9 protein-coding genes are annotated in these 13,658 nt (G+C 37.6%); 6 read left to right on the top strand and 3 right to left on the bottom strand.

Translation table 11 applies throughout. From position 1 onward, the window contains the following. Positions 1–363: 363 nt before the first annotated feature. On the bottom strand, positions 364–3,855 hold the full coding sequence (locus G0028_RS17980) for a PAS domain-containing hybrid sensor histidine kinase/response regulator (protein WP_130072354.1): 3,492 nt from the start codon (positions 3,853–3,855) through the stop codon (positions 364–366). Between the two features lie 185 nt (positions 3,856–4,040). Here G0028_RS17980 and G0028_RS17975 point away from each other — a divergent pair, with 185 nt between their 5' ends. The 4 genes from G0028_RS17975 to G0028_RS17960 all read left to right on the top strand — a co-directional run bounded on the left by G0028_RS17975 (position 4,041) and on the right by G0028_RS17960 (position 9,257). Continuing rightward, a complete protein-coding gene (locus G0028_RS17975) occupies positions 4,041–4,376 on the top strand; it encodes a DUF485 domain-containing protein (protein WP_130072353.1) in 336 nt (111 codons plus the stop codon). 1 nt (position 4,377) lies between these two features. Beyond that, positions 4,378–6,093, top strand: a complete 1,716-nt coding sequence (locus tag G0028_RS17970; RefSeq protein WP_130072352.1) for a cation acetate symporter — start codon at positions 4,378–4,380, stop codon at positions 6,091–6,093. A gap of 341 nt (positions 6,094–6,434) precedes the next feature. Beyond that, positions 6,435–7,112 (top strand): ion channel, encoded by a 678-nt coding sequence (locus tag G0028_RS17965; protein ID WP_180045533.1) that lies wholly within the window; start codon positions 6,435–6,437, stop codon positions 7,110–7,112. A 165-nt stretch (positions 7,113–7,277) separates the two neighbouring features. Then, positions 7,278–9,257, top strand: coding sequence for a BCCT family transporter (locus tag G0028_RS17960; RefSeq protein WP_130072350.1), 1,980 nt, complete (start codon positions 7,278–7,280; stop codon positions 9,255–9,257). A 67-nt stretch (positions 9,258–9,324) separates the two neighbouring features. On the opposite strand, the gene omp33-36 is transcribed toward G0028_RS17960, so the two are convergent. Beyond that, complete coding sequence (omp33-36, locus tag G0028_RS17955) at positions 9,325–10,197, bottom strand: porin Omp33-36 (RefSeq protein ID WP_174493936.1); 873 nt, start codon at positions 10,195–10,197, stop codon at positions 9,325–9,327. Between the two features lie 1,058 nt (positions 10,198–11,255). Here omp33-36 and blaOXA point away from each other — a divergent pair. Next, positions 11,256–12,041: a class D beta-lactamase gene (gene blaOXA, locus G0028_RS17950; RefSeq protein WP_227554828.1), complete on the top strand. Its 786-nt coding sequence runs from the start codon at positions 11,256–11,258 to the stop codon at positions 12,039–12,041. 528 nt (positions 12,042–12,569) lie between these two features. Here the strand turns inward: blaOXA and G0028_RS17945 are convergent. Then, positions 12,570–13,112: a hypothetical protein gene (locus G0028_RS17945; RefSeq protein ID WP_227554749.1), complete on the bottom strand. Its 543-nt coding sequence runs from the start codon at positions 13,110–13,112 to the stop codon at positions 12,570–12,572. A gap of 345 nt (positions 13,113–13,457) precedes the next feature. Here G0028_RS17945 and G0028_RS17940 point away from each other — a divergent pair, with 345 nt between their 5' ends. Beyond that, positions 13,458–13,604 (top strand): hypothetical protein, encoded by a 147-nt coding sequence (locus tag G0028_RS17940; protein ID WP_180045534.1) that lies wholly within the window; start codon positions 13,458–13,460, stop codon positions 13,602–13,604. Positions 13,605–13,658: the final 54 nt, after the last annotated feature.

Genomic DNA, 13,658 nt, shown 5'->3' with positions numbered 1-13,658 from the left:
TGCATCATTCCAAATGCAAATTGATCAATCAATGAATAGATTTTATGAGTTATTGAAGATGCAATAGGAATACGACTAAAGTATTAGGTGTGGTTTTATTAATATTATTTTTATTGAAATCATCTATTTAAATAATTGTAACTAAGTGTACAAGTGTATAGTAATAAATTTGATTGAATTTGCCATAGAAAACATCGTGTTGAATTTTTTGGTCAATGAATTTTACTTAAATGGGCAATGTTTTGAGCATTTTCGCCTAATCGTTTTAAAACTCGGTCATTTTACTTAAAAAAAGCGCCTAAAAACGGTGTTTTTAGGCGCGATAAATGTATCAAAACATATTTTGGCGACGGTTTAAAAATGCTATTTAGAGATTTTTAAACCTGATAACCAAGAACGTAATGAGGCAGGTTTTAACGGTTTTTTCAGTAAGACAATATTCAACTCTTTTAAATGTTGTGGTAATTCAGGATCTGAGTCTGCGGTGATTAAGGCAACAGGCACATTCTCCTGACGATTTTCTATAATAAAATTTAAGCCGATTTTATTGTCATTTAAGTGTTGGTCGACCAACCATACTTGAATATTTTCCTGTTGAATGAGGTCTAATGCTTGTTCAGGTTCGGTGGCTTTAAAGACTTGATAACCCCATTTGGTCAGTAAAGTATGCATACCTTCTAAGATCGTCTCATCATTGTCTAAGCATAAAATTTTATAGGCTTTGGTGCGTAATGGGACGGCTTGTACAGGGGCTGCTACGACTTTAGGTGCATCCACAATAGGGACTTCGATCATGAAGCATGAGCCCTTACCTAATTCAGAGTAAACATGTACAGGGTAGTCGAGTAAGCTGGTCATACGTTGTACAATGGCTAAGCCAAGTCCTAAACCTTGTTCGCCCCACGGAGAGGTATGTCCACAGCGTTCAAATTCTTGGAATAGCTTAATGCGTTGTTCTTCCGCAATACCTGGCCCTGTGTCCCATACACCGATGCGAATATGCTTGCTATGAGGCGCTGAACGTAATACGCCCACCACCACGCGCCCTTTGGCTGTATAACGCAAAGCATTACTCACAAAGTTTTGAATAATACGGCGAATCCATTGTGGATCGGTATCAATCCAAAACTGCGCGTCATGTACTACTAATTTGATATTGCGCTGCGCGGCAATGGACTTGAACTGTAGTTCTAAATCGCTGAGTAAATCATGCAATGGATAAATTTGCCGTTTGGGTTGAATCGTTCCCCCTTCTAAACGGGCAATGTCCAATAGCGCAGACAGCATACTTTCTGCGCCATGTAAGGCACGATCCAGTTGTTGTAAAGTTTTACGATCTTCATCGGTTTGCACACTCTGCTCAAGCGCAGTGCTGAATAAGCGTGCGGCGTGCATAGGTTGTAATAAGTCATGACTGGCTGCGGCAATAAAGCGGCTTTTTGACATATTGGCTTTATCGGCTTGTTCACGTGCCAACTGTTGTTCTGCAAGTGCATTTGCCAATTGTTGTGTACGATCAGAAACACGCGCTTCGAGCACGGCTTCATTTTCACGGAACGCAGTAATATCGGCAAAGGTCGTCACAAAACCACCCCCTTCAATGGGGTTACCACGCATTTGAATGACACGACCATCTTTACGAATACGTTCAAATTCATGTGCACTGCCGACTTTCATCCAATGTATACGTTTGCGCACATGTTCTTCGATGGAGCCTGGACCACATTCACCACGTTCAGCGTTATAACGAATCAAATCGGCAATCGGACAGCCGACATACACCAAATCTTTGGGATAATCAAAAAGTTTGAGGTATTGGTTATTCCAAGCCACTAAACACATATTCTCATCGACGACACTCACCCCTTGTGTCATGTGGTCGATCATGGTCATGATCAGGTTTTGGTTAAACCGTTGCCATTGCGATGCCTGATCGAGAATATTGGCAACTTGTCCAAGGGCTAAGCCGTTGTTGACCATTGCTGTTGTAAGGAGTGTACGTGCAGATGCAGCACCAATTGTGCCTGCTAAATATTGTTCGGTGAAACGCCACCACATGCCATTGGCACTGCTATTTTCATTCAGTACCACATTATTCATGATACAAAATTGACGAAAAGCTTGAATGGTCGGACCTTCACCCGTAATGCGTTTGGCAAGCGTAATCAAATCGCCTACTTTTAAACGTGCTACATCATGGTTTAAATAATTGATATCTGTTGAGGTACTTTGTGCAGGTAAAGGTTTAGTTTCATAGTAGAAGAAACTTTCTGCTTGGATTTGTTCTGCAACAGATGGGCGATAAATACGAGAAACCCAAATATAGAGCATGATATTTAAACCCAATGCCCAGATCACGCCATGTGTGAGTGGTGCAAAAGATTCAAAGCCTAATAACGCCTCAGGACGTAACCACTGAATATTGAATGGGCCAGCGATTAAAAACTGATGTGAAAATTGGCTATATTCGGCAGGTAGGCTGCGTAATACAGTGGGCAGTAGGAGGGTATAAGTCCATAAAATAAAACCAATGACTAGTCCTGCGTAAACGCCTTGGCGACTACCACCACGCCAATATAACCCCCCAATTAGGGCAGGTGAAAATTGGGCAACAGCACTAAATGCCAATAGACCAAAGGTTGACAGTTGGTCAATGTCATTAAAGAAATGAAAGAATAAAAAGCCCAAGAACATCACGGCTAAAATACAAATACGCCGCGTCAATTTGAGGACTTGAGGTAAGCGTTTGTCATGGCGTGACAATAAGTTAAATCGCCACAATGCAGGCATGATTAAGTCATTGCTGAGCATAATAGACAGAGCAACAGAAGACACTAACAGCATACCTGTAGATGCAGAAAAGCCACCTAAAAATGCCAATAATGTTAGCCAATCTTGCCCATAACTCAGAGGTAAAGACAACACGGCGACATCGGGAATACTTAAGTACGAAGGTGCGGCATGCAGTGCCCAACTTGCAATGGGAATAATCGCAATAATGGTTAAAATCAGATAAGCCGCAAACCAACGCCGTGCGCCACGAATATGCTTTTCGTCACGCAATTCAACCACGGCAACATGGAACTGTCGTGGTAAACAAATGATGGCTAATGCTGCAAGTAAGGTTTGTACCCAAAAGGTTTCAGGAACACCAAATAATTGTACTTCGTGGAAGGTTTTGGTGACATCTTTAGAAATTTGCAGCAAATTGGCTGGATTTTCAAAAATAAAAAAGAATGCAACACACAATAATGCAAAAAGCTTCACAAATGACTCAAATGCAACAGCAAGCATTAAACCACCATGTTGTTCAGTATTGGCAATTTGCCGTGTACCGAACAACATCGCTAAAATTGCAAGTACAGCGGTTAATGCTAAAACCCCATTGGTCGTAGTCGATACCACTTGGGTATTATGATCAAGCATGACGGATGCACTGAGCGCAATGGCACGTAGCTGTAGTGCTAAATAAGGAATAATGGCGATGACTGCAAGGATCGTCACAAGGGAAGCCAATGTGCCACTTTTACCATAACGTGCTGCGACAAAGTCAGCAATCGAAGAAATGGCATGATGTTGACGTACACGTCCTAAACGACGCCAAATGTCATAACCGAGGCCAACAAAGAGTAGTGGGCCTAAATAGATGGGAAGGAAAATAATTCCTTCGCGAACTGCCGCACCTGTCGCACCATAAAATGTCCAAGATGAACAATAGACACCCAATGTTAGACTAAAGAGAAGCATCCGTCCTCTGGTGCTCAGTCGACTGGCATGTTTTTCACCAAAGAATGCACAGGCAAACAAAATGATGATGTAAAGGGCGAGAACCCCAATAATCAACCAACTATTCATAGCAACTACAGTTCAAAAATCTCAGACTATGATAACGCATCCATGAACTGACGCGTTCATTCTGTTCAAAATTTAACGACCAAAGTCTAAGTTACGCAGCTCAACAACATTGTTAATTTTAGCTTATCAAAATAATGATTAAAAATTGCAACCAGTGGACTGGTCGCAAATCAAGGAGCAAGATTATGGATGAGAGACAGGTAGATGCAATTCTACATAATCCAAAATTCAAAGAAATGGTGGCTAAAAAGAGTAAATTAAGCTGGACACTTACGGCAATTATGCTGTTTGTTTATGTTGGCTTTATGCTTTTAGTGGGTTACAACAAAGAGTTTTTATTGACGAAGGTATCTGAAGGTGGTGTGACCACAATCGGTATTCCTTTGGGACTAGGCATTATTGTGCTTTCTTTCGTGTTATGCGGTGTGTACTCATATATTGCCAATAATAAATTGGATAAATTGACTGAAGATGCAATGAAAGAAGTGGAAGCAATCGCACATGAAAAAGGAATGCACTAAGATGAAATGGAACTCTTTAAAAACTAAAGCAGCTCTTGCATCTACAGCACTGCTTTCAACAATTGCTCAAGCTGGTCCAGACCTTGGTGCAGCAGAACAACAAGCAACCAATTGGCATGCAATCATTATGTTTGCAGTCTTTGTTGGATTAACCTTATTTATTACTAAATGGGCAGCAAAACAAACCACAAGCACTGCGGATTTCTATACTGCGGGTGGTGGCATTTCAGGTTTCCAAAATGGTTTGGCGATTGCAGGTGACTATATGTCAGCAGCATCGTTCTTGGGTATTTCTGCGATGGTGTTTAGCTCTGGCTTTGACGGCTTGCTGTATTCACTGGGCTTCATGGTCGGTTGGCCAATCGTATTGTTCTTGGTTGCTGAACGTCTACGTAACTTGGGTAAATATAACCTTTCAGATGTAGTGTCATTCCGTTTGGAAGAAAAACCAGTACGTACCTTAGCCGCGGTCAGTTCTTTAGTTGTTGTTGCATTTTATTTGATTGCTCAAATGGTGGGTGCAGGTCAGCTCATCAAACTATTATTCGGTTTGAACTATAACATTGCGGTGGTGATCGTAGGTCTTCTGATGATGGCTTACGTGATCTTCGGTGGTATGTTGGCAACAACGTGGGTACAGATCATTAAAGCGGTAATGTTGCTTTCAGGTGCGACATTCATGGCGTTCATGGTGATGCATTCTGTAGGTTATAGCTTCTCTGAAATGTTCAAGCAATCTATTGATGTATTTGCGAAAGTACATGATGTTAGCCTAGATGAAGCTTCTAAAATTATGGGGCCGGGGAGTCTTGCTGCAAATCCATTAGATGCACTATCACTTGGTTTGGCATTAATGTTTGGTACAGCAGGTTTACCACACATTCTTATGCGTTTCTTTACTGTTAAAGATGCCAAAGAAGCACGTAAATCAGTGGTTGTGGCAACAGGTTTCATTGGTTATTTCTATCTATTAACCTTCATTATTGGTTTCGGTGCGATCCTTTTTGTATCAAACAACCCACAATTTATCGACGTTGCGAAAATGGCGGTGACTGGTAAGTTAGAGCTTGTTGGTGGTAACAACATGGCTGCAGTTCACCTTGCAGATGCTGTTGGCGGTGACTTGTTCATGGGCTTTATTTCAGCAGTAGCGTTCGCAACAATTCTTGCGGTTGTGGCTGGTTTGACTTTGTCTGGTGCATCAGCAATCTCTCATGACTTGTATGCAAACGTAATCAAGAAAGGTCAAACGACTCCTGAATCTGAATTACGTATGTCTAAGATCGCAACTTTAGGTCTAGCGATTTTCGCGATGATCCTAGGTATTTTGTTCGAGAAACAAAACGTAGCATTCATGGTGGGTTTGGCATTCTCAGTAGCGGCTTGTGCAAACTTCCCAGTACTTGTACTTTCAATGTTCTGGAAAGGTTTAACGACTCGTGGTGCAGTGATTGGTGGCGTGGTAGGTCTAGTAACAGCGGTAACATTAATCATCTTATCTAAAGCAGTTTGGGTAGATACATTAAAAATCTCTGATACGCCAATTAACTCATTCAATGGCCCTGCAATCTTTGCAATGCCATTAGCATTCATCTGTTGTTGGTTCTTCTCAATTACAGATAAATCAGCACGTGCTGAAGCAGAACGTAAAGCATTTGATGCACAATATGTTCGTTCGCAAACAGGTATTGGTATCTCTGGTGCATCTGATCACTAAGTCTGAACTTATATAAAAAAAGTCCCATCAGGGGCTTTTTTTTATGTGGGGTAGAATCTGGAATTTTAAATCTGAAATCTGAATTGCAATATAAATCCAACCATCTAAAAAACAGCGTCTTGTTTATCTGTTTTAAAGTACTCATCTCATTTTGCATTGGTTCATAGAGCTATATCGTTGTTTGCATCATGCTGTTGTTGTATGATTTTTTGCACCTTACATTCCATCACGAAAATACATGCTCAGAACCCAAGACATTTTGCGAATGTATTGATGAGTTTTTAAAATTTTCTGTAAGATAAATAACATTCAGACTAAAACAACAATGATTAGGAATAAGCATGCAAACTTTGCTTCAGTTTTGGAAAGGCTTCAAACTTTTGCCTTCAGCTTGGTTGCTTTTGGTACAACTGAGTATTTTGATTTTATATGTATTCGCGAGTAGCAGTCGCAGTTATCAAATTTTGATGTGGGCTTTAGGTGTTTTAGCTTTATTGATGATTGCTAAAGTGATTCGTCAAACACCTGTTTATAGTGTCATTGGGCTGTTTTTTGTTGCAGGCGCATTTATATTTTCAATTCTTATGTTGATTGGGCAGCGCTCTGTTGCAATGCAAATTACGGCACATAGTTTTGAAGCCATGGCTTATTTTTGTGCGGCATATGGCTTAGTTCGTTATATGTTTGAAGATCGTTATTTAACGAAGGATGAGCTTTTTGCAGCAGGGGCAGTGTTTACCCTTATCGCATGGGGATTTGCTTTTTTATATAGTATTTGTCAATTGCTTGTGCCCAATAGCTTTCAAAATCCAAATCATGTTGGAGAATACCAAACTTGGTTGGATTTACTATTTTTGAGTTTTAGTTTGCAGTCTGCGACTGGACTTTCAGATGTAATTCCACTTGCACCAGCAGCGCGTATTGTGGCGATGTTACAAATGTTCTGTGGTGTGATGTATTTAGCACTCATTGTTTCACGTTTGATTGCTTTGCATTATGTTGCACATAAAACTGAATAATTTCAATTCACTAATTTTTACAGTAACTAAACTGCATCACTTTTGTATTTGAATTATCATCTTTTTTGAGCTTTTCTTAAGCTGAGCTCGCTTTTTTTCACGCCATGTGAATGCCTTTATTGACCTTTTCGGTCTGTCCATTAATTAAAAAAATGTGAGGAAGATATGCCTTCCAAAAAGTCATCTTGGTTTGACAATGTCAATCGAAATGTATTTTTTAGTAGTGTTGGGATTATTGCAATATTTTTAGCGTTCGTGATTTTGACACCGAATGCATTTGACTTGATGACCAAGCAAATGAATCAGTGGATTACCGATTCATTTAGCTGGTTTTATGTGCTTGCCGTTGCGATTTTCCTAATTGTTTTAGTATTTATTGCTTTATCTGACATGGGTAAAATTAAACTTGGCCCTGATCATAGCCAGCCGACGTATAGCAATGGCTCTTGGTTTGCGATGCTATTTACCGCAGGTATGGGCATCGGTTTAATGTTCTTTGGGGTGGCTGAGCCAGTCATGCACTATGTTAATCCACCAACAGGTGACCCTGAAACCGTGCAAGCTGCTCAACAAGCCATGCGGATCACCTTTTTCCATTGGGGCTTACATGCATGGGCGATTTATGCATTGGTTGGTTTGACTTTGGCTTATTTTGCCTTTCGTTATCACTTACCTTTAAAAGTTCGTTCAGGGTTGTATCCTTTAATTGGGAAAAAAATTTACGGTCCAATGGGGGATGCGGTTGATACCTTTGCCACTATTGGTACAGTGTTTGGTGTGGCAACAACCTTAGGTTTTGGGGTCACACAAATTAATTCAGGTCTCAACTATTTATTGGGTTGGGAAAGTCAGATCAGTACGCAGATTATCTTAATTATTTTTGTGACTGCTTTAGCATCATTGTCTGTGTGTTTGGGCTTAGATAAAGGTATTAAGCGTTTATCGGAACTGAATTTAGTGTTGGCTCTGGCTCTATTGATCTTTGTATTTTTAGCCAGTTCAAGTATTTATATTTTACAAACTACGATTCAAAATGCTGGGCAGTATATGTCCAATTTATTTTCCATGACCTTTAACCTCTATGCGTATCAACCGAGTGGTTGGATTGGAGGATGGACAATTATGTATTGGGCATGGTGGATTTCTTGGTCACCATTTGTCGGTATGTTCATTGCACGTGTATCACGTGGTCGTACCATCCGCGAATTTATTGTCGGAGTGCTGCTGATTCCAACAGGTTTTACCCTGATTTGGATGGGATTCATGGGCAATGCTGCGTTATTTAGTATTTTAGAACAAGGAAATACCAGCCTGATTACTGCGGTGCAGCAAGATTCATCCGTAGCATTATTTGAATTTTTAAATCATTTACCCTTTGCAAGTATCTCTAGTTTTATTGCGACGATTTTAGTGATTTTATTTTTTGTGACTTCTGCCGACTCAGGTGCATTAGTTACAGATTATTTAACAGCGAAAACGGAAAACTCTCCCATTTGGCAGCGTCTATTTTGGACAGTTATCATGGCAGTGTTGTCAATTATTTTGTTAGTTGTTGGAGGCTTGGGTGCATTGCAATCGGCAACCATGATGAGTGCTTTGCCATTTACCTTGATCATGCTGTTGCTCTGTTGGGGATTACTCAAAGCATTACGCTTAGATGTAACCAAAATGCATGCTTTACAAGTTGCCCGTATTACGCCACGAGCTGTACAAAATCCAAGAAGTTGGCAACAACGCCTTGGGCTGATTATGCACTATCCGCATACCCATCAAGAGGTTGAAGAATATATACAAACAGTGGTACGCCAAGCTTTTGAAAATATTCAGCGTGAATTTAAACGTCGACATTTAGACGTGAAAATTCAGGTCGTTGAAGAAGGTTTAGTATTGAGTGTTGATCATCAAAGTGAAGTCAATTTTGTGTATAAAGTTTTGAATCATGTGACGGAAGCTGCAAGTTTCATGCTCGATGAGCAGCATGAAAATATTGATACATTTTATCAAGCAGAAGTCTTTTTACGAGAAGGTGGGCAGGGCTATGATGTGATGGACTGGACACAAGAAGATGTTCTACAAGATATTATTGACCAATATGAACGTCATTTACATTTTTTAAATGTGATTCGCAATTCAAACCTAGACTGATTTTTAAGAGATTAACAATAAAAAAAGGACTCAAATGAGTCCTTTTTTTGCTTCTGAAGAAATATTCTTAGAAACGGAATTTAGCATTAACACCTACAGTTTGAGTGTCATTTGCAGCTTTAGAGTTTGCATTTACGTAGCTTGCACCCACTGCAACAGCAGGAGTGATGAAGTAATTTACGTTTGCACCCCAAGCTGAATCAGGTGTTGCATCGAAGCTAGATTCTGCATAAGAAGCACCAACACTTAATTGTGGGTTCAAATACAAATCAGTTTTTAATTGGTAAGCAGTGTCATCACCGTATACAAGACCAGTTTCAAAACCAATCGCCATATTTGTACCGTCAATGTTACCTACATATTTAGTACGTGCAGTGATTGCATCTTGGTCATCGCCAATTGTTGCTGATTCTGCAACAGCTTTTGCAATGCCTGTACCCATCACATTGAATGCATCAAGTGCAGCTTGGTCTGCAACACTGGTATAACCTACAGCAACCAAGAAGTTTTTAGTTGCAAGCGCACCCACTTCTAATGCATAACGATCACCATTGTCGTCAGCACGATTTTGGTTTTTGCTGTCTAAAATAGTGTGGCTATAAGAAGCACTTGCATAAGCAGGAACAAATTTAGTTGGAATATAAGCTTCAGCTTTAGCACCAAAGTTATGTGCGATTACGTCAACACCATTTGAACCAACTTCGCCATAGTTATAAGCAAGCGAAACGTTAGAAGCTTGGTTTAAAAATGCAGCTTCAGCCAAAGGACCTTTAGAAGCATCAACGTTTTTAAGGTAATATGTACCTTGAATACCACCTGTAAAATCTTTGTCATTTACAGTTGTGTCGATGTATTCAGATTGACCTTGAACTTCAAATTGATACGCTTGAGCACCGGTCATGGCTAATAATAAAGCAGTGGCTAAACCGAGTTTTTTCATAATCATTTCCAGTCTATTGAAATGGGTTAAACAACCTGCATTGTATTGTAACAATATATTAAGTCAATGATGTATAAAGACATTATATTTTGAGTCAATACTCTAAATGTGTTAAAGGTTAAAAAAGAGACAGATGGCACAGCGCAAGTCAACCTCAACAAAATATCAATCAGAACAATGAAATAAACTGTGAAAAATCACAGAAAAATTACTCAACTAGATTAAATTAACAACAAACATTGATTGTTTTTAACGATTTATTTTATTTTTTTAATTGTAATAATTGATTGATTTATTTTCGTTTTTAAATATTGATTTAAAGAAGCTTAAATAAATAATTTGCTAAATTTAAACATAGTTGATGTCACTTAAATGACAGACTTGATTAAAAATAAAACAAATAAAAATATTTATGTGATTTTTTTTGCATTTTTATTTTGAATTGTGTTTTTAATCAAATCATACTAAAACAATCGGCTTTACTTTTTTGCTCAATTTTTACATAATTCTTAGATCAAATTTATATGACAAATTTGATAATTTCTTCATAGTTTTACTTTTTAATGCTCAACTTTCCCCAAGGTTGGGCTTTTTTTTTGGTTTAAATTGAATAATATTAATATTTAAAAAATATGAATAATCATATACGAATTATAACGTCTTTAGCGGAAAACGTCCTGAATCGATAAAAATCTGTAAATAATTCCAGTTTTAATTTTTATTGCACTATATTGGTGCTAATTATGATTAAGTTGGCATGGTTTTTGCCAAAAAAAACCCCAATTTCTTATCGGAATTGGGGTTTTTCGCCAAAATCTTCGGAAAATTTAGAAATTCTGCTGAGGAATATTTCTAAATCGCCCTAATGGAGTGCATTATGCACCTAATTGTTGCACTTGTAAATATTTTCTTACATCCTCGTGAAAAAATTTAGATTTTTAAAAAATAGATCAATTATGATGCTGCTTAGCGCATGTTTTTTTGAGTAAATAATGAATTATATCAAGGGTATGTTTATTTTAGGTTTGCTGAGTATGAGTTTAGGTTGCCAAAAGCAAATGTTATCTCAGACAGATGATGTGATGAAAATGCAGCAAATCGCTGAAAACTCTTCAAGAGCACAAGAAATTCCATACTTATTCGATGAGGCACATACCAAGGCCGTGATGGTGATTTATGACGGACAGCATTTTCAAAAATTTGGGAATGATTTATCTCGTGCCAATCAGGCTTTTGTTCCCGCATCAACGTTTAAAATATTGAATGCTTTGATTGGCTTACAGCATAAAAAAGCAACCCATACTGAAATTTTTAAGTGGGATGGAAAAAAGCGCAGTTTTTCAAGTTGGGAAAAAGACATGACTTTAGCGGAAGCAATGCAAGCATCGGCAGTCCCTGTGTATCAAGAGTTGGCTCGTCGGATTGGTTTAAAACTCATGCAAAGTGAAGTCAAACGTGTGGGTTTTGGTAATGCAGATATTGGTACACAAGTAGATCAATTTTGGTTAAAAGGACCATTAAAAATTACCCCGCAACAAGAAGCTAAATTTGTATATGGTTTAGCAATGGAGGAATTAGGTTTTGATGTAAAAGTACAGCAACAAGTCAAACAAATGCTGTTGATTGAACAACGCGGTGACTTAAAACTTTATGCCAAAAGTGGTTGGGCAATGGATATTGAGCCACAAGTTGGTTGGTACACAGGTTGGGTGGATGACGGGCACGGTAAAATCACCGCATTTTCTTTAAATATGACGATGCAGCATGATTGTGCTGTAGGAGAACGAAAAGAGCTGACTTTAGATGTTCTTGATAAGCTAAATATTTATAGTTATTTGAAGTAAGCAAAAAAAAAGCCCAGTCGATATAGAGGTGACTGAGCAGAAAAGGGTACAGTAAGAAACTTACAGCGATATTTAAAAAAATATATTCATTGACTTACGGTAATAAAATATATTGGTTTTTATATAATCTGTAAAACAGTTTATTTAAATAATATTAATTTGTAAAAGCGATTATTGTTTAGTCAATGTAGAAACTGAATTAAGTATTTAGACTTAATACAGCAATGAAGTCGATCAAGCCTGATCAAGCGATGTCACTAAAGGTATAAGGAGATAGATAGCTTTAGATGTATTGTAATTTATGATCATTTTTTCAATATAAACATATAAATGTAGTAGTTATTATTATTTTTAATAACATTGATTTATTTTATGCTTTGGTAAACCTTTTAATGATTACGTGTTTCTGTATCATTTTGCGTCTCAAGTCTTATCAGTCCAGTCATGAAATTATGGTTAAATATTAATTTTTTAAAAATATTTAGTTGACTATTGGTAGGATATTTTATTCCACCAATAGTCAAAAAATTAATAAGTGCAATATTTTTGTTCACCAAATGGCTCATCATCACCTATTGAAATGGTTGTTAATTTTTTATTTTTAAGGGTATTTTCATCATCATCTCCCCATGTGCTAAAGACTAAGTTCCAAGAGCCTTCAGGACCACTACGGACTACATATTCACCAATCCAACCTTCTCCCCAGCCTTGGTGATAACATCCATATTTATGCTTATTTTGTACACTGCGTAAAGTATCTTGCCCTAACACAATTTTAAATCCATGAGCATAGAGAAAGTCAGGTTTTGAACCACTGATGCTAGCATCACTTAAGCCATATTCATCAAAACTAGCAGATAGGCTGTTTCCATTTTTCAAATTCCATATTACAAAGTTGGCATTTTTTCTTTGTGGTATGCCTAATTTATTTTCTAAGTAACGTTGTGATTGACCAAGTTCAATTTTAAGTCCGTTAGCAGAAATATAATCATCATTATATGCAAATCCTGATGTGCTGATACTTGAAAGAACCATACTTATGGTGATCAACAAAGTTGATTTTTGTCTCAAAATATTCCCCTTAAAATAAAATGATAATTAAATTGTTATGTATTTGATTATATTTGTGAAATATTAATTTTAAAACGCTTTTATAAAATAAATTTTTAAAAATTCAGTCCTGCTCTTCAAGTCTGTCCTTGATTTAGCTAAAAAGGCATTGTAATAAGTGTTTGCTAAGCAAGCCGTTCATTCTTAAGACTGATTAAGCTTGATTGAAAGTTCAGTATAAGATGGATTGATAACTTGATTTGCTAAAATGGGGAAATTAAGAAGTCAAAAAATGATATGAATCAAAAATATTTATTACAAGTTTATGTTGAAATTCAAAAGCGTTAGTCATTGTGGGTAAGTATTTTGAATCGTTCTCAAGAATATGAACTTGATGATGTAATGAATGAGGCTTGGGAGTTTGCATGCTCCAAATGGAAGAAAGGGGATGTTTTTAACATTGATGATGAAAGTGATTGGAAGTATTTATATGGAGTAATTGATAAAAGTTAGTCCAATATAATGAGAAAAATATAAAATATGCAGTCAGGATTGATCAGTCATATA

Origin of the sequence: Acinetobacter piscicola, from assembly GCF_015218165.1 — a bacterium.
GTDB lineage: Bacteria > Pseudomonadota > Gammaproteobacteria > Pseudomonadales > Moraxellaceae > Acinetobacter > Acinetobacter piscicola_A.
The sequence above is the reverse complement of the archived record's forward strand: the minus strand, read 5'-3'. Positions and strand labels throughout refer to the sequence as shown.

Bases quoted from the DNA above. Each gene is read 5' to 3' on its own strand.
- G0028_RS17980 (WP_130072354.1), bottom strand. From the start codon at position 3,855: ATGAATAGTTGGTTGATTATTGGGGTTCTCGCCCTTTACATCATCATT.
- G0028_RS17975 (WP_130072353.1), top strand. From the start codon at position 4,041: ATGGATGAGAGACAGGTAGATGCAATTCTACATAATCCAAAATTCAAA.
- G0028_RS17970 (WP_130072352.1), top strand. From the start codon at position 4,378: ATGAAATGGAACTCTTTAAAAACTAAAGCAGCTCTTGCATCTACAGCA.
- G0028_RS17965 (WP_180045533.1), top strand. From the start codon at position 6,435: ATGCAAACTTTGCTTCAGTTTTGGAAAGGCTTCAAACTTTTGCCTTCA.
- G0028_RS17960 (WP_130072350.1), top strand. From the start codon at position 7,278: ATGCCTTCCAAAAAGTCATCTTGGTTTGACAATGTCAATCGAAATGTA.
- omp33-36 (WP_174493936.1), bottom strand. From the start codon at position 10,197: ATGAAAAAACTCGGTTTAGCCACTGCTTTATTATTAGCCATGACCGGT.
- blaOXA (WP_227554828.1), top strand. From the start codon at position 11,256: ATGTTATCTCAGACAGATGATGTGATGAAAATGCAGCAAATCGCTGAA.